Annotated in this window: 16 protein-coding genes and 1 tRNA gene; 12 read left to right on the top strand and 5 right to left on the bottom strand. The window is 58.7% G+C overall.

The genetic code is table 11. The features are described from left to right. Window positions 1–2: 2 nt before the first annotated feature. Together BMZ46_RS09925 and BMZ46_RS09920 are read left to right on the top strand one after the other, a co-directional pair. Window positions 3–1,238 (top strand): c-type cytochrome, encoded by a 1,236-nt coding sequence (locus tag BMZ46_RS09925; protein WP_074687693.1) that lies wholly within the window; start codon window positions 3–5, stop codon window positions 1,236–1,238. A 2-nt stretch (window positions 1,239–1,240) separates the two neighbouring features. Further along, entirely contained in the window at window positions 1,241–2,212 is a 972-nt protein-coding gene (locus BMZ46_RS09920) for an XdhC family protein (protein WP_074687694.1), read from the top strand. A 52-nt stretch (window positions 2,213–2,264) separates the two neighbouring features. On the opposite strand, the gene BMZ46_RS09915 is transcribed toward BMZ46_RS09920, so the two are convergent. After that, window positions 2,265–3,548 (bottom strand): NAD(P)/FAD-dependent oxidoreductase, encoded by a 1,284-nt coding sequence (locus BMZ46_RS09915; protein WP_074687695.1) that lies wholly within the window; start codon window positions 3,546–3,548, stop codon window positions 2,265–2,267. Window positions 3,549–3,731: 183 nt separating this feature from the next. Between BMZ46_RS09915 and BMZ46_RS09910 the strand changes: the two genes are divergently transcribed. The 3 genes from BMZ46_RS09910 (at window position 3,732) to BMZ46_RS09900 (ending at window position 5,211) form a co-directional block, all read left to right on the top strand. After that, window positions 3,732–3,808 (top strand) — tRNA-Val (locus BMZ46_RS09910). A gap of 143 nt (window positions 3,809–3,951) precedes the next feature. Next, the gene (locus tag BMZ46_RS09905) at window positions 3,952–4,413 is read left to right on the top strand and encodes a GNAT family N-acetyltransferase (RefSeq protein WP_074687696.1); all 462 of its coding nucleotides are present in this window, start codon (window positions 3,952–3,954) and stop codon (window positions 4,411–4,413) included. A gap of 342 nt (window positions 4,414–4,755) precedes the next feature. Next, window positions 4,756–5,211 (top strand): DUF2214 family protein, encoded by a 456-nt coding sequence (locus BMZ46_RS09900; RefSeq protein ID WP_039771575.1) that lies wholly within the window; start codon window positions 4,756–4,758, stop codon window positions 5,209–5,211. 206 nt (window positions 5,212–5,417) lie between these two features. Here BMZ46_RS09900 and csrA read toward each other — a convergent pair whose 3' ends face one another. Beyond that, window positions 5,418–5,612, bottom strand: coding sequence for a carbon storage regulator CsrA (gene csrA / locus BMZ46_RS09895; RefSeq protein WP_003179932.1), 195 nt, complete (start codon window positions 5,610–5,612; stop codon window positions 5,418–5,420). Window positions 5,613–5,862: 250 nt separating this feature from the next. Between csrA and BMZ46_RS09890 the strand changes: the two genes are divergently transcribed. Next, window positions 5,863–6,228, top strand: a complete 366-nt coding sequence (locus BMZ46_RS09890; protein WP_074687697.1) for a penicillin-binding protein activator LpoB — start codon at window positions 5,863–5,865, stop codon at window positions 6,226–6,228. Between the two features lie 86 nt (window positions 6,229–6,314). Next, complete coding sequence (locus BMZ46_RS09885) at window positions 6,315–7,217, top strand: siderophore-interacting protein (protein WP_074687698.1); 903 nt, start codon at window positions 6,315–6,317, stop codon at window positions 7,215–7,217. 54 nt (window positions 7,218–7,271) lie between these two features. Here BMZ46_RS09885 and BMZ46_RS09880 read toward each other — a convergent pair whose 3' ends face one another. From BMZ46_RS09880 to BMZ46_RS09870, 3 genes are all read right to left on the bottom strand, one after another. Further along, window positions 7,272–7,961, bottom strand: coding sequence for an endonuclease (locus BMZ46_RS09880; RefSeq protein ID WP_007956001.1), 690 nt, complete (start codon window positions 7,959–7,961; stop codon window positions 7,272–7,274). A 4-nt stretch (window positions 7,962–7,965) separates the two neighbouring features. Continuing rightward, on the bottom strand, window positions 7,966–8,235 hold the full coding sequence (locus BMZ46_RS09875; RefSeq protein ID WP_371855269.1) for a DUF1654 domain-containing protein: 270 nt from the start codon (window positions 8,233–8,235) through the stop codon (window positions 7,966–7,968). A 186-nt stretch (window positions 8,236–8,421) separates the two neighbouring features. Beyond that, window positions 8,422–9,510 carry an asparaginase gene (locus tag BMZ46_RS09870; RefSeq protein WP_007956004.1) on the bottom strand — a complete coding sequence of 363 codons (1,089 nt, stop codon included), beginning with the start codon at window positions 9,508–9,510 and terminating at the stop codon, window positions 8,422–8,424. A 349-nt stretch (window positions 9,511–9,859) separates the two neighbouring features. Here BMZ46_RS09870 and BMZ46_RS09865 point away from each other — a divergent pair, with 349 nt between their 5' ends. The 5 genes from BMZ46_RS09865 (at window position 9,860) to BMZ46_RS09845 (ending at window position 15,070) form a co-directional block, all read left to right on the top strand. After that, a complete protein-coding gene (locus tag BMZ46_RS09865) occupies window positions 9,860–10,309 on the top strand; it encodes a hypothetical protein (RefSeq protein WP_039771565.1) in 450 nt (149 codons plus the stop codon). A gap of 198 nt (window positions 10,310–10,507) precedes the next feature. Next, window positions 10,508–11,464, top strand: a complete 957-nt coding sequence (locus BMZ46_RS09860; RefSeq protein ID WP_007956008.1) for a sugar ABC transporter substrate-binding protein — start codon at window positions 10,508–10,510, stop codon at window positions 11,462–11,464. A 55-nt stretch (window positions 11,465–11,519) separates the two neighbouring features. Next, window positions 11,520–13,073, top strand: a complete 1,554-nt coding sequence (locus BMZ46_RS09855; RefSeq protein WP_074687699.1) for a sugar ABC transporter ATP-binding protein — start codon at window positions 11,520–11,522, stop codon at window positions 13,071–13,073. After that, window positions 13,070–14,047: an ABC transporter permease gene (locus tag BMZ46_RS09850; protein ID WP_074687700.1), complete on the top strand. Its 978-nt coding sequence runs from the start codon at window positions 13,070–13,072 to the stop codon at window positions 14,045–14,047. Before BMZ46_RS09855 ends, BMZ46_RS09850 begins: the two co-directional genes overlap by 4 nt. Window positions 14,048–14,050: 3 nt before the next feature. Beyond that, on the top strand, window positions 14,051–15,070 hold the full coding sequence (locus BMZ46_RS09845) for a LacI family DNA-binding transcriptional regulator (protein ID WP_074687701.1): 1,020 nt from the start codon (window positions 14,051–14,053) through the stop codon (window positions 15,068–15,070). Window positions 15,071–15,079: the final 9 nt, after the last annotated feature.

Here is a 15,079-nt window from a genome sequence, read left to right as displayed (position 1 = left end):
GCATGAAGCAACTACTGACCCGCCTGACCCTGGCGGTCGGGCTGGCTGCGCCTGTGTTGGCGGTGCACGCGGATGATCAGGTCAAGCGCGGCGAATACCTCGCCCGCGCCGCTGACTGCATGGCCTGCCACACGGCGCCGGGTGGTGCGCCGTATGCCGGCGGGCTGCCGATCGTGTCGCCGTTCGGCACGATCTACGGCACCAACATCACTCCAAGCAAAGAGCACGGCATCGGTTTGTACAACGACGACGAGTTTTTCGCTGCGCTGACTGAAGGCAAGCGCCGTGACGGCGCGAACCTGTACCCGGCGATGCCGTACACCTCGTATCACTTGATGCCGCGTGCGGATTCGGATGCGATTCACGCGTATCTGAAAACCATCGAGCCAATCGAGCGTGCCGCGCCGGTGACGAGCCTTAGCTTTCCGTTCAACGTGCGTCCGGGCTTGATCGGCTGGAACATGATGTACGGCAACGCCTTGAAGCTGGAGCCTGCCGAAGGCAAAAGCGACGCCTGGAAACGCGGCCAGTACATGGTCGAAGTGTTAGGCCATTGCGGCGAATGCCATACGCCACGCGGCCTGCCGGGCGCGATGCAGTTGGATAAGCGCCTGACCGGCGGCATCCTTAACGGCTATCTGGCGCCGAGCCTGCTGGCAACCGACTTGGCGGCACGCGGCTGGAACCATCAGGACCTGAGCACGTTCCTCAAGCACGGCATGAGCGCCCAGGGCACGATGTTCAACGAGATGTTCCCGGTGTTCCACAACAGCACCCAGGGCCTGAATGATCCGGATCTGGCGGCGATGGCGACTTTCCTGCTGGGCGATAAGCCTCCGGCGGCGAAAGAACTGACCGAAGTGCCGGTGGAAAAACTCAGTGTCAGCGCCCAGCGCGGCCGTCAGGAATACTTGAACGTCTGCGCCGGCTGTCACGCGGCCGGTGGCGAGGGCAAACCGCACATCGCGGTGGCCATGCGCGGCAACACCACGTTGCGTCTGGAAGACCCGCGCAACCTGTTGCGCGTGATCGAGGATGGCATCGGCGAACAGAAATTCGCCGGGTTCGAGCACATGCAGTCGATGCCGGGTTTTGCCGACAAGCTCAGTGCCGAACAACTGACCGATCTGCTGAACTACCTGCGTCAGGGTTGGGGTGGTCAGTCGGCCGAGCTGGCGGTTGGTGATGTGCAGAAGCTGCAGGCTGATGCGCCGTCCGTTGAGCACAAGGCGCACTGATCATGCAGCATCTCGATCTGCAAGTGGTTCGACGGGCGCTGGAGTGGTCGACGGCGGGGCAACGCATCTGGCTCTGCACCGTGCTGACCACCTACGGCTCGGCACCTCGCGCGCCAGGTTCGCTGCTGGCGGTGAACGACGGCGGGCAGTGGATCGGGTCGCTGTCCGGTGGTTGCGTCGAGGACGATTTTCTCGAGCGCGTCGCCGAAGGTGCGTTTCTCGATGCGATCAACGTCGTGCGTTATGGCGAAGGTGACGATCCGCGTTCGCGGGTCAGCCTGCCGTGCGGAGGCATTCTCGATGTGCTGGTAGAGAAATTTGACGCCAGTTGCGATGTGCAGGCGCACCTGCGCGAACTCGAATCGGCGTTGCTGGGGCAGCGCCGGTTGATTCGCGAGGTCGATCTGACTACTGGTGCGCGCAGCCTGTTTGCCGATCGCGAACAGGGTGCGCGGATCGAACGTGAGATCGACCGGGTACGGATCCGCATCGGTGCCGCTCAGCGTTTGCTGTTGGCGGGATATTCCAGCGTGGCGCAGGCCTGTGCGGAGTTCGCGGTTGGTCTCGGCTTCGAAGTGATTCTCTGCGACCCGCGTGAAGAAGTGCTGAAAGACGTGGTGCTCAATGGCGTGGAGATTCGCCGGCAATTGCCGTCGATGTTTATTGCCGATGGCGGTTGCCACCGTGATACCGCGGTGGTGGCCTTGACCCATGATCCGCGCATCGATGATCTGGCGATGATGGAAGCTGTGCGCACCGAGGCGTTTTACATCGGCGTGATGGGTTCGTTGCAGACTTCACAGAAGCGCTTCGAGCGTTTGCGTAGGGTTGGCGGTCTGGGGGAGAGCGAGCTGGCGCGAATTCATGCGCCGATCGGCCTCAACCTGGGCAGCAAGACGCCGGCGGAAATTGCTCTGGCGGTGCTCGCAGACATTCTGCGGATTCGCAGCGGGATTGCGCGGGATCAGTTGTGATTGATGCTGGATGTAAAAAGGGCCGCTATTCAGCGGCCCTTTTTTTCGCGCGTCAGAAACCGAGCTTGTCGCGCAGTCCGTAGTACCACGCGCCCAATGCGGCAAACGGTGTGCGCAGCAGTTGCCCGCCGGGGAAAGGGTAGTGCGGCAGATCAGCAAAGGCATCGAAACGCTCGGCTTGTCCGCGCAGTGCCTCGGCCAATACCTTGCCGGCCAGGTGCGTGTAGGTCACGCCGTGGCCACTACAGCCCTGGGAGTAATAGATGTTGTCGCCCAGGCGTCCGACCTGAGGCAGGCGCGACAGGGTCAGCAGGAAATTGCCGGTCCAGGCATAGTCGATTTTCACATCCTTGAGCTGCGGGAAGGCCTTGAGCATTTTCGGGCGGATGATCGCTTCGATGTTCGCCGGATCCCGCGCGCCATACACCACACCGCCGCCGAAGATCAGACGCTTGTCGCCGGTGAGGCGGTAGTAGTCGAGCAGGTAGTTGCAGTCCTCGACGCAGTAGTCCTGCGGCAGCAGGGATTTCGCCAGCTCATCGCCCAGTGGCTCGGTGGTGATGACCTGAGTGCCGCATGGCATCGATTTGGCCGCCAGCTCCGGCACCAGATTGCCGAGGTAGGCGTTGCCGGCAACGATGATGAATTTGGCCCTGACTTTGCCCTGCGGCGTGTGCACGACCGGATTGGCGCCGCGTTCGATGCGCACCGCCGGTGACTGTTCGTAGATGGTGCCGCCAAGGGATTCCACGGCAGCAGCTTCGCCCAGCGCCAGGTTAAGCGGGTGGATGTGGCCGCCGCTCATGTCGAGCATACCGCCGACGTACTGATCGCAGGCAACCACTTCGCGGATGCGGCGCTGATCGAGCAGTTCCAGTTGGGTATGGCCGAAGCGTTCCCACAAGCGTTTCTGCGATTCCAGGTGGCCCATCTGCTTGGCGGTGAGGGCGGCGAATACGCCGCCGTCCTTCAGGTCGCACTGGATGTTGTATTTGCTGACACGCTCACGAATGATCCGGCCGCCTTCGAAGGCCATCTGCCCGAGCAGTTGCGCCTGTTTCGGGCCGACGCTGCGTTCGATCACATCAATGTCACGGCTGTAGCTATTGACGATTTGCCCGCCATTGCGCCCCGAGGCGCCGAAGCCGACCTTGGCGGCTTCCAGCACGGTCACGCGAAAACCGTTCTCCAGCAGGAACAGCGCCGAGGAAAGTCCCGTATAACCAGCGCCGATCACACAGACATCCGTCTCCACGTCATCCTGCAGGGCAGGGCGTGGTGGTACGGCGTTGGCCGACGCAGCGTAATAAGACTCTGGGTAAGGGGTGTTCGCCATCCTGCAGCCTCTGTTTAATATATTTTACGAGTGCGGCGATCCTACCCCAGTTGAAAAACCTCCGCCAGCCACCAGGAAATTTTCTTGCGGCGGGTCGAAATTAAATATTTTGCATATTCATAGGGTTAGGTGAAAAAAGGTGTTGACACCCCTTCGGAATTCCGTAGAATGCCGCCTCACAGCAGGCACGTAGCTCAGTTGGTTAGAGCACCACCTTGACATGGTGGGGGTCGTTGGTTCGAGTCCAATCGCGCCTACCAAACAAAATCCGCTCTGCTGGGCGGTCTAGAAGGGCTCACCGAAAGGTGAGCCCTTTTTTGTTGTCTGCGATTTTCAGAACCTTTGCAAATTTCCGTTTGGTCGACCGCAGCTACACTTCGGCACATTTGCAGGGGGGGTATTCATGAGTCGCCAATTCAGGCGCGCCTGTCCAGGCGACATCGAAAGCCTGTTGAAGATTGATCCTGTCGCTGAAAAAGATAGCTGCCGTCGAGCGTGTATCGCGAGGTCGGTTGGGGCGCATGAGTGCTGGGTTATCTGTGAGACTGACAATCCTGGCGTTCTTCTCGGCTACGGCTGTTTGGATCGAAGCTTTTTCGGTGAGTGGTTCATATCCCTCGTGGTCGTCTCCAGTGCGAGCAGGCGTTCCGGCGTGGGTCGGCAAATCGTGAGTGGTCTGGAGCATCACGCTGTTGCAGGCAAGATCTTCACGTCGACCAATGCGTCCAACTTGCCGATGCGGCAGCTGCTGATAAATCTTGGATATCAGCATAGCGGAATGGTGGAGAACCTTGCCCCGGGGGATCCTGAACTCATTTTTGTAAAATTCTTGAGCCATGCGCGTATTGACTGCGAAGGATTTTGATCCATTCGTCGCCGACTTTCGTGAGCGACCTTTTAAATAGTGTGGATATTTAAGGGGTTACGGATTTTATTAACCATTCGGTTATCAAAAATACGTTGTTACAAGACGAATAAATCAGTAATATCCGCCCCGCGTTCACCACCACGGTTTATGCATTTTTAAATCCCAAGCTTCCATCAGCTGCTTGGGATTTTTTTTGCCCGCGATTTGCCTTTCCCGCGCCTCTGCCAGTCTCTCGTCTCGCCCGCTTCCGTTTTTCCGGGAGGGGATGACAGGCAAGTCCACACTTTTTCGACTACTACTGTCAGGCTGATTTCGCCTCTGCCGGACAGGAGTTCATCAATGCTGGTTCACTGGTTTCTTGCAGCGATTCATCTATTGGCATTTGCCATGGGCTTCTGGGCGGTGTTGACGCGTGGGACGGCCTTCAGTCGCCTGGCGTCCGGCTCGGGTGAAGTCGGGCGCGTATTGCTTGCCGACAATCTCTGGGGGCTCTCGGCGCTGGTGCTGCTCATCACCGGCGGCATGCGCGCCTTTGCCGGTTATGAGAAGGGAGCCGACTACTACCTGCATCAGCCGCTTTTCCATCTGAAGATGACGTTGTTTGTGCTGATTCTGCTTCTGGAACTGGTGCCGATGATCACTCTGATCAAGTGGCGCGTGGCCAAGGCGCGCGGCGCTATCCCTGACACGGAGCGTGCCAGGGTGTTTGCGCGGATCAGTCATGCCGAAGCGCTGCTATTGATATTGATGGTCGTGGCGGCTACCGGAATGGCGCGTGGCGTTACATTCGGCTAGGCGGGCGAGATTCCCATTCGCTATTCGGAAATATCCGACAGCCAACCCTTTGAATGACGGTTAGTATCGGTCGCGAGAAGGGTGAGGCGGGAAGGGGCGTGGCACGCGCCGTCACCAGGGAGGTGGGGGAATGGCAATACGGCGCTTGAATCTTTAGCCAGTCATTGCGCGCAGGCAAACGAACTGGCTACTGACTGCGGTAGGGCTCAGGGCGTTTGTGGCTTGTCCGGGGCGGTCAGGCCAGCCTGGATGCGCTGGTAGATCTCTTCCCGGTGCACTGCAACGTTCTTCGGAGCGTTGATGCCGATTCGAACTTGCTGGCCGCTGACGCCGAGAATGGTGATCGTGATGTCATCACCAATGTTTATGCTTTCACCGACTTTGCGGGTGAGTATCAGCATGGTCTTCTCCTTGATTGCTTTGTAGGGCACCTGATTCAGACAGTGCAGAGGTCGGTGGTACGTATAGATTAGTGCGAAGTCTTAAAGTCTGGGTGCCTCTTTCTGACGCGCAGCAGCGGCATTAATTCCCAGCGCGTAACTATACAGGGGCTGTCAGCATCAATCTCGTCCTTTTGTGCCCATTTTGCGGGGCTCCGAAAGTATTCTCGAATGTTAAGATCGCCGCTTTGAAAAATCAGAGGGAAGCGTTGTGCGCAAATTGGTCTGGGTAGTCGCGGCACTGGCATTGGCAGGATGTGGCGAAGGCAAGAGTGTGGATGCGCAAAAAGTGAAACCGGCGGTGGTAGCGGCGCCTGCTGCGGTGGGCCCACAGTGGGATCTCGAAGTGCGCGGTGAAACCCCTCAGGCGGTCAGCGACCTCAGCGGCTGGCTGATCGAGCATGCCTTTGTGGCCAGTGTCGTCAAGGACGCCAGCGGCAAGACCCGGATCCTCCTCGGCCCTTTCAATTCGAAGGCTGACGCCGAAGCGCGTCAGGCAGATGTGAATGCAGCGCTGGTCAAGGCGAAGAAGCAGAACATCGAAACGCTGGTGATCGAGCGCCCGGCGGCGCAATAAGGATCCATTCGGCGGAGCTGACTAAAGGGTGTCCGGCGTGATTCGTTTTTCAAGGAGTCACTGAAGATACCCAGAAGGAGCTCCGCATGGCCTCCGCCAATCCTTACAAATTGTTCGACGTCGTTTTGCGTCACAAGCAGCAGTTGAGCCCGCATCTCATGCGGATCACGCTCGCAAGCCCCACGGTCACCGAGATGGCGACCTGGGCGCCGGATCAGCGAGTGAAGCTGTTTTTTCCTGCCGCAGACGGCTCACCCGCCAGGCTTTCTCAGGGCGAGGGGTGGTACGCCCGTTTCCGCTCGATGCTGATCGATCGTCGCCCGGCGATGCGCACCTACACCATCCGCCACTTGCGTGCCGAAGCAGGCGAAGTGGATATCGATTTCGTACTGCACGGCGAGACCGGTCCAGCCTCCCGTTGGGCCTTGCGATCCCAGCCCGGCGAGTCGATGCAGATTCTGGCCCCCGACAGCCGATTCTCGGCACAAGAGGCAGGGGGATTTGAATGGAAGCCTCCGCAAACGCTCAAGCAACTTTTGCTGGTCGCCGATGCCACCGCCTTGCCGGCCGCCATGGGGATTCTGGAAGAACTGGCGACACTGGCTGAACCGCCGCAGACCCAGGCGTTTTTTGAGGTCGACAGTCGTGAAGACATGTTGGCGGTTCCTGACTGGCCCGGGCTTTTGGTGCAATGGCTGATTCGCGATCAGGCAGTTGCAGGTACGTTGATGGTGGAAGCCGTGCGGCAGGCGACGTTGCCTGTCGATGCATCGCCGGTTGGGCAAGCGGTCGAACTGGCGGATGTCGACATCGAAGAAGAAATTCTTTGGGAGATCGCCGATACGGCCAGCGAGGGATTCTATGGCTGGATCGCCGGCGAATCCGCTGCGGTCATGAGTCTGCGCAAATACCTGATCAAGGAGCGCGGCATCCCTCGCGAGTCGCTCAATCTGATGGGCTACTGGCGTTTCAACAAGTCCGGCGGTTGAGCACAAAAAAGGCCTTGAGTTTATCGGTCAAGGCCTTTTCTTTTGATCAGGCAATCAACCGCAGGCTTTCAGGTTCACCGGGCCGACAAATTCGTTACCGCGTCCCATCACGCACGCCACGCTCTGATTGCGTTGGCGTTCCCAGTCTTGCACTGGATAAGTCTTGTCCCAAGCTTCGTACAATTGCCGATCCTGCTTCGACAAGCGCAAACCATATTGTTTGCTCATGTAAAAGTAGGTGCGGGCGATCATGCCGCGGATCGAAGGGCGGGGCATGACCTTCTTCGCCTTGAAGTCGACCTGAGTCAGGCATGAGCCGTACTGACCCTTTTCGACCGGCAACCAACCGTAGCTGAAATTGCTGCGGTCGCCATTCACCTCGCCGATGCTCGGCACCAGGTTGTGCAGGTCGGCTTCGGCTTTCTGATAGCTCGGGTCATAGCGGGTGCAATTCTTGCGACCGCCTTCCTGCCAGCATTGACGTTGATGGCCGAACTGCCACGCGGGAACGATGTGCTCCCATTCGATGCGGGATGCACGTTTGGCGTTCTTGCGTGGGACATAGCCGCAGGCGGCCAGATCGACCTTGTTGCCGGTGTATTTGCACCCGCAATAGAACTCGGTGGATTGTGGGGCGTACAGTTTCCAGGCGACCTTCTTGGCTTCGGTGAATGTACGCGGTGCGCCAGCGTGCGCGCCCAGGGAAATGAACAGCAACAGCACAGCAGCAAAACGCAGAATCATTGAATCAATCTTCCTTCGGCACAACCCAGAAAATCTGTACACCGCCATCGTCGCGGTAGGCGAGGGTGACGTTGTCGTTCTCGTCGATCTCTTCCAGCAAGCGCTCCCATTCATCCGCCGGCTCGTCTGGAAGGCGGAAGATCAGCGCGGCTTTGGCTTTTTGTGCGGTAGGGGAGTTGATGATTTTTTGAACGCGCATGCCCATGCGTTCGTAAGCGTCAGGAGCATCAGGGGAAGTGGCCACGAGGTTATCCTTATTAAGCTGTACGTGCATACAGTATTTAACTGTAGGCATTTTCGCAACTGCTTAAAATTCAAGAAAATCCTCTGACAGCGGTTTTCCGGTTTTGGTGTCGCGCAGGTGTAATTTTTCTTTGGAGGAGGCGCAAGCTTCACCCTTCGTCAAGTTGACGAAGGGTGAAGTCAGTGCCCGATCAGGAAAAGATCAGGCGAGGTCAAATCAGTATTCCCAGAACATCCGTTGCAGCTCTTTGCTGTCGTTGGTCTTGGTCAAGGCAACCATGGCCAGGATGCGGGCTTTCTGTGGGTTCAGGTCGTGAGCAACCACCCAGTCGTATTTGTCGTCAGGCTGTTCGGCGTTGCGCAGAACGAAACCACCGGCATTGACGTGAGACGAGCGAATGATCTGCACGCCGTCCTTGCGCAGCGCTTGCAGGGTCGGAACCACGCGGGAGGAAACCGAGCCGTTGCCGGTACCGGCATGGATGATCGCCTTGGCGCCGGACTGGGCGAGAGCCTTGTAGGCTGTGTCGCTGACATTGCCGTAGGAATAGGCGATTTCTACATCAGGAAGGCTCTTGATGTTTTTGATATCGAATTCCGAGTCCATGGTGTGGCGCTTGGCCGGCAGACGGAACCAGTAGGATTTGCCTTCAACTACCATGCCGAGTGGGCCCCAGGCGCTTTTGAAGGCTTCGGTCTTGATGTTGATCATTTTGCTGACATCGCGACCCGACTGGATTTCATCGTTCAGGGTCACCAGTACGCCTTTGCCGCGAGCCTCTTTGCTGCTGGCGACGGCCACGGCGTTGTACAGGTTCAGCATGCCGTCTGCCGACATGGCGGTGCCCGGGCGCATGGAGCCGACGACGATGATCGGCTTGTCGGTTTTTTCCACCAGGTTAAGGAAGTACGCGGTCTCTTCCAGGGTGTCGGTGCCGTGGGTGATGACGATGCCATCGACGTCTTTGCTGTCGGCCAGTTCGGAAACGCGACGACCCAATTGCAGGAGGTTTTCGTTGGTGATGCTTTCCGAGGCGATTTGCATGACCTGCTCGCCACGCACATTGGCCAGCGTGCTCAGCTCGGGAATGCCGGCGATCAATTGCTCGATGCCCACTTTCGCAGCCTGATAGGTCGCGCTGTTGGCAGCGCTGGCGCCCGCGCCGGCAATGGTGCCGCCGGTAGCCAGTACCACTACGTTGGCCAGTTTGGCCTGGGTTTCAGCTTCTTTTGCCTGGAGGGCGGTTGGCAGGAGCAGGAGGAGGGCCAAAGCGCCCGGAACGAAACTCTTCAAAGCAGATGTCATTATTTTTCTCTCTAGTAGTGAGACGGTGCTGATGCAGGTTCATCTAGATGCGCCCCGGGCCGATCTGAATGCCAGGGGTGCAGGAAGGGAGCAGGATCTGTACCAGTCGTACTGTGCGTGAGAAAAATGTTTAACCTTATGATTTAAATCAAGATTTATTCGATGCGTGGTTGTGAAGTTCCCTCGCTCATCCGGGTTTCCGAACGCGGGATGTTTTCTCGTTCGGCTCACCGAAAAGTACTACGAGCCTCGTCCACAGACTGAACTGGCTGCTTTCCAGATATCTGCTAAAGAAAACGGCGCGCTGGCCGATGCGCCTTGATAGGGATCCAATTTTTCAGGAGTTCAAATGTCATTGACTATCGGTTTGCCAAATCCCGGCGCGGTTACCATCGGCGGAAAAACAGCCGCTACGATCAATGCCCTGAGCGAGGCCAACGAGCAAGCAGCGGCCGAAGCGCTGGGCAAAGACGCTGGCGATACCAAGCAAGTCAGAACCGGTGGCGGACCCGTGCAGGAAGAGGCGCCGGCCGAGAGCAGTGGCAATCAAAGCATCACGATAAAAATACTGCTCAAACGCATGAAGGAATTGCAACAGCAATTGCAGGAGCAGCAACAGCAATTGGCTGCCGCGCAGGCAGCGAGTTATCCGACCGAAGAAGCCAAGACAACTGTGGTGATGTCGATTCAGGGGCAGATCGCAGACACCAACGCTGCACTCATGGAAGTGGCCGGCAATCTGGTTCGCGAGATGGCCAAGGGGTCTGGCAGTGGCGGTGTGATCAACACGACTGCGTAGGAAAAGGGGCGATGACTATGATTCGCCCTACAAAAAAAGCAGATTTTCAGTCGTTGACAAATGTCGACAGGATTCGCATAGTTCGGTCTACGCAAACGTTTGCGCGGTCTTCGCGGTGAATTGATTTCGTCGTGGGGTGCAGCGAGCTTACGCCAGCGCAAGCGTTGCTCACAATAATCATAAGATCGGAGTGAACCCATGAAGCTGCCATTCGCTGGACGTCTTCTTGCTGTCGCCATGCTGGCTGCCGCATCCGCCGCACTGCCTGTCTCTTCGGCTTTCGCCGAGTCCCCTGAAAAACCCAAAGTCGCCCTGGTCATGAAATCTCTGGCCAACGAATTCTTCCTGACCATGGAAGACGGCGCCAAGGCCTACCAGAAAGAACATTCCGCCGATTTCGACCTGATCTCCAACGGCATCAAGGACGAAACCGACACGGCGGGGCAGACGCGCATCGTCGAGCAGATGATTCTGGCGAAGGTCAACGCGCTGGTTATCGCACCGTCTGATTCCAAGGCGATGGTGCCGGTGATCAAAAAGGCCGTCGATGCCGGTATCACTGTGATCAACATCGATAACCAGCTCGATCCGGCTGTGATCAAGAGCAAGAACATCAGCGTTCCGTTCGTAGGCCCGGATAACCGTAAAGGCGCGCGTCTGGTGGGCGAGTACCTGGCCAAACAACTGAAGGCCGGTGACGAAGTCGGCATCATTGAAGGCGTCTCCACGACGACCAACGCCCAGCAGCGTACCGCTGGCTTCAAGGATGCGATGGAGGCTGCACAGATCAAGGTTGTTTCCCTGCAGTCCGGCGACTGGGAAATCGACAAGGGCAACAAGGTGGCCGCTTCGATTCTCAGCGAGTACCCGGACGTCAAGGCGCTGCTGGCCGGCAACGACAGCATGGCTGTGGGCGCCGTTTCCGCCGTGCGCGCTGCCGGCAAGGCCGGTCAGGTGCAGGTTGTCGGTTACGACAATATCAATGCCATCAAGCCCATGCTGAAGGACGGTCGCGTTCTGGCGACCGCCGACCAGTACGCTGCGAAGCAAGCGGTGTTCGGTATCGAGACCGCGCTGAAAATCATCAAGGGCGAGAAAGTCGACAGCGGTGCGAATGGCGTGATCGAAACGCCTGTCGAGCTGGTCACCAAGTAAGTCCTTTGGCGACACAATGGCGCTCGTCCGTCCGGGCGAGCGCATGGAGATTTTTATGTCAGTTTCCGCTCCGATCGCTGTCCTCTCGGTCAGCGGTATCGGCAAGACCTATGCGCAACCGGTACTGACCGGCATCGATCTGACGTTGATGCGCGGTGAAGTGCTGGCACTGACCGGTGAGAACGGTGCAGGTAAAAGCACCCTGTCGAAGATCATCGGTGGCCTGGTCACCCCTACCACCGGCCAGATGCAGTTCCAGGGCAAGGATTATCGCCCCGGCAGTCGCACGCAGGCTGAAGAACTGGGTGTGCGCATGGTCATGCAAGAGCTCAATCTGCTGCCGACGCTTTCGGTGGCGGAGAACCTTTTTCTCGACAACCTGCCGAGCAATGGTGGCTGGATCAGTCGCAAGCAACTGCGCAAAGCCGCTATCGAAGCCATGGCTCAAGTCGGTCTCGATGCCATCGACCCGGACACACTGGTCGGCGAGCTGGGCATCGGTCACCAGCAAATGGTCGAGATCGCCCGAAACCTGATCGGCGATTGTCATGTGCTGATCCTCGACGAACCGACCGCGATGCTGACCGCCCGTGAAGTTGAGATGCTTTTCGAGCAGATCAGCCGGTTGCAGGCGCGTGGCGTCTCGATCATCTACATCTCCCACCGCCTCGAAGAACTGGCCAGGGTCGCTCAGCGCATTGCTGTGTTGCGTGACGGCAACCTGGTTTGCGTCGAACCGATGGCCAATTACAACAGCGAGCAACTGGTCACCCTGATGGTCGGTCGCGAGATGGGCGAGCATATCGATCTGGGGGCTCGCAATATCGGCCCGCCGGCCCTGACGGTCAAAGGCCTGACCCGCTCCGACAAGGTTCGCGACGTTTCCTTTGAGGTTCGCGCCGGCGAGATTTTTGGCATTTCGGGGCTGATCGGGGCTGGGCGCACCGAACTTTTGCGGCTGATCTTCGGAGCCGACGTCCCGGACAGCGGCACGGTGGCGCTCGGTTCGCCGGCAAAAACGGTAAGCATTCGTTCGCCTGTGGATGCGGTGCGCAACGGCATCGCCTTGATCACGGAGGATCGCAAGGGCGAAGGCCTGCTGCTGAGCCAATCGATCAGCGCCAACATTGCCTTGGGCAACATGCCGGAAATTTCCAGCGGCGGGTTCGTCAACAATGGCGATGAAACGAAGCTCGCGCAACGGCAGATCGACGCCATGCGCATCCGCAGCTCCAGCCCGACGCAGCTGGTGTCCGAGCTGTCCGGCGGCAATCAGCAAAAGGTGGTGATTGGGCGCTGGCTTGAGCGCGACTGCTCGGTGTTGCTGTTCGATGAGCCGACTCGTGGTATCGACGTCGGTGCCAAATTCGATATCTATGCCTTGCTCGGCGAACTGACCCGGCAGGGCAAGGCCTTGGTCGTGGTGTCCAGCGATTTGCGCGAGTTGATGCTGATCTGCGACCGCATCGGTGTGTTGTCGGCGGGGCGTCTGATCGATACGTTCGAACGCGACAGCTGGACCCAGGATGACTTGCTTGCCGCCGCATTCGCCGGCTATCAGAAACGTGATGCGTTGCTCAACGAAGCAGCGCCTAGGGATCTCCCATGAAAACTGCATCTTCCGCCGGCAAATCCAGTGGCAATTTCTACGGCCTCGGGACTTATCTGGGGCTCGCCGGTGCGTTGCTGGCAATGATTGCGCTGTTCTCGGTCATGAGCAGCCATTTCCTGTCATACAACACCTTCAGCACCCTGGCCAACCAGATTCCTGACCTGATGGTTCTGGCGGTGGGCATGACGTTCGTCCTGATCATCGGCGGGATCGACCTGTCGGTGGGCTCGGTACTGGCACTTGCGGCCTCCACTGTCAGCGTGGCGATTCTTGGCTGGGGCTGGAGCGTATTGCCGGCTGCCTTGTTGGGTATGGCCGTCGCAGCGTTGGCCGGCACGGTTACCGGCTCAATTACCGTGGCGTGGCGAATTCCGTCATTTATCGTGTCGCTGGGTGTGCTGGAGATGGCCCGTGGCCTGGCCTATCAGATGACCGGTTCGCGCACGGCCTACATCGGTGACTCCTTTGCGTGGCTGTCGAACCCGATCGCCTTTGGCATTTCACCCTCGTTCATCATTGCCTTGCTGGTCATTTTCGTTGCCCAGGCCGTTCTGGCCCGTACCGTGTTCGGTCGCTATCTGATCGGCATTGGCACCAACGAGGAAGCAGTGCGTCTGGCGGGGATCAATCCCAAGCCCTACAAGATCCTGGTGTTCAGTCTGATGGGCCTGCTCGCCGGTATTGCGGCGCTGTTCCAGATTTCCCGGCTGGAAGCGGCCGACCCGAACGCCGGTTCCGGCCTTGAGTTGCAAGTCATCGCTGCGGTGGTGATCGGCGGTACCAGCCTGATGGGTGGGCGTGGTTCTGTGATCAGCACCTTTTTCGGCGTGTTGATCATTTCCGTGCTGGCGGCCGGCCTGGCGCAGATTGGCGCGACCGAACCGACCAAGCGCATCATCACCGGTGCGGTGATCGTGATCGCCGTGGTGCTCGACACCTATCGCAGTCAACGCGCAAGTCGACGGGGCTGATAAATGGCAACGATCAAGGATGTGGCGGCACTTGCAGGAATTTCCTACACGACCGTGTCCCACGTAGTAAACAAGACCCGACCGGTGAGCGAAGAGGTGCGGCTCAAGGTCGAGGCGGCGATCAAGAGTCTCGACTATGTGCCGAGCGCCGTGGCCCGATCGCTGAAAGCGAAAACCACCGCCACCATCGGTTTGCTGGTGCCCAACAGCCTCAACCCGTACTTCGCCGAACTGGCGCGCGGAATCGAGGATTACTGCGAGCGTAACGGCTACTGCGTAATTCTCTGCAACTCCGACGACAACCCGGACAAGCAGCGCAGCTACCTGCGGGTGCTGCTCGAAAAGCGCATCGACGGCTTGATCGTCGCGTCTGCGGGTGGCGACAGCGGTCTGGCGCAAGGACTGGCGGGCGTGAAGACACCGATGGTGATTGTCGACCGTGGTCTCGAAGGCGTGGACGCCGACCTGGTGCGCATCGATCACGAATATGGCGCCTACCTTGCGACGCGGCATCTGCTTGAACTTGGTCATCGCGATATCGCCACGATCGGTGGTCCGGCCAGTACCAGTGTTGCGCAAATGCGTCAGGCCGGTTTTAGTCGCGCGTTGAAAGAGGCCGGTGTTGAAGTGTCCCCGTCGCGCATGCTGGAAAGCGACTTCACCAGCACTGGCGGTTACAACGCGGCTTCCGTCCTGCTTGAGCGCAATCCGCCGAGCGCGATTTTTGCCGGTAACGACATGATCGGCATCGGTGTGCTGCGAGCGGCGGCGGAGCGCAACGTGCGCGTGCCTGCCGAACTGTCGGTGATCGGTTTCGACGATATCCAGATGAGCCGTTACGTGTATCCCGCGCTGACGACTGTGGGCCAGTCGATCCTGCAACTGGGGGAGATGGCCGCGGAAGTTTTGTTGCGAAGAATTGCCACCCCGGGTCTGGCGACGGATCAGCGGATCGTGACCCCGAGTATTGTCCTGCGCGAATCGACTGCACCGCTGTCCGGCGTGTTCACCGAATACCGCTGAAACGAATTG

The sequence above is a fragment of the Pseudomonas sp. NFIX49 genome, from assembly GCF_900115915.1.
GTDB lineage: Bacteria > Pseudomonadota > Gammaproteobacteria > Pseudomonadales > Pseudomonadaceae > Aquipseudomonas > Aquipseudomonas pharyngis.
The sequence above is the reverse complement of the archived record's forward strand: the minus strand, read 5'-3'. Positions and strand labels throughout refer to the sequence as shown.

Excerpts from the sequence above, each read along its gene's own strand:
- BMZ46_RS09925 (WP_074687693.1), top strand. The coding sequence starts at position 3 with ATGAAGCAACTACTGACCCGCCTGACCCTGGCGGTCGGGCTGGCTGCG.
- BMZ46_RS09920 (WP_074687694.1), top strand. The coding sequence starts at position 1,241 with ATGCAGCATCTCGATCTGCAAGTGGTTCGACGGGCGCTGGAGTGGTCG.
- BMZ46_RS09915 (WP_074687695.1), bottom strand. The coding sequence starts at position 3,548 with ATGGCGAACACCCCTTACCCAGAGTCTTATTACGCTGCGTCGGCCAAC.
- BMZ46_RS09905 (WP_074687696.1), top strand. The coding sequence starts at position 3,952 with ATGAGTCGCCAATTCAGGCGCGCCTGTCCAGGCGACATCGAAAGCCTG.
- BMZ46_RS09900 (WP_039771575.1), top strand. The coding sequence starts at position 4,756 with ATGCTGGTTCACTGGTTTCTTGCAGCGATTCATCTATTGGCATTTGCC.
- csrA (WP_003179932.1), bottom strand. The coding sequence starts at position 5,612 with ATGCTGATACTCACCCGCAAAGTCGGTGAAAGCATAAACATTGGTGAT.
- BMZ46_RS09885 (WP_074687698.1), top strand. The coding sequence starts at position 6,315 with ATGGCCTCCGCCAATCCTTACAAATTGTTCGACGTCGTTTTGCGTCAC.
- BMZ46_RS09880 (WP_007956001.1), bottom strand. The coding sequence starts at position 7,961 with ATGATTCTGCGTTTTGCTGCTGTGCTGTTGCTGTTCATTTCCCTGGGC.
- BMZ46_RS09875 (WP_371855269.1), bottom strand. The coding sequence starts at position 8,235 with ATGCACGTACAGCTTAATAAGGATAACCTCGTGGCCACTTCCCCTGAT.
- BMZ46_RS09870 (WP_007956004.1), bottom strand. The coding sequence starts at position 9,510 with ATGACATCTGCTTTGAAGAGTTTCGTTCCGGGCGCTTTGGCCCTCCTC.
- BMZ46_RS09865 (WP_039771565.1), top strand. The coding sequence starts at position 9,860 with ATGTCATTGACTATCGGTTTGCCAAATCCCGGCGCGGTTACCATCGGC.
- BMZ46_RS09860 (WP_007956008.1), top strand. The coding sequence starts at position 10,508 with ATGAAGCTGCCATTCGCTGGACGTCTTCTTGCTGTCGCCATGCTGGCT.
- BMZ46_RS09855 (WP_074687699.1), top strand. The coding sequence starts at position 11,520 with ATGTCAGTTTCCGCTCCGATCGCTGTCCTCTCGGTCAGCGGTATCGGC.
- BMZ46_RS09850 (WP_074687700.1), top strand. The coding sequence starts at position 13,070 with ATGAAAACTGCATCTTCCGCCGGCAAATCCAGTGGCAATTTCTACGGC.
- BMZ46_RS09845 (WP_074687701.1), top strand. The coding sequence starts at position 14,051 with ATGGCAACGATCAAGGATGTGGCGGCACTTGCAGGAATTTCCTACACG.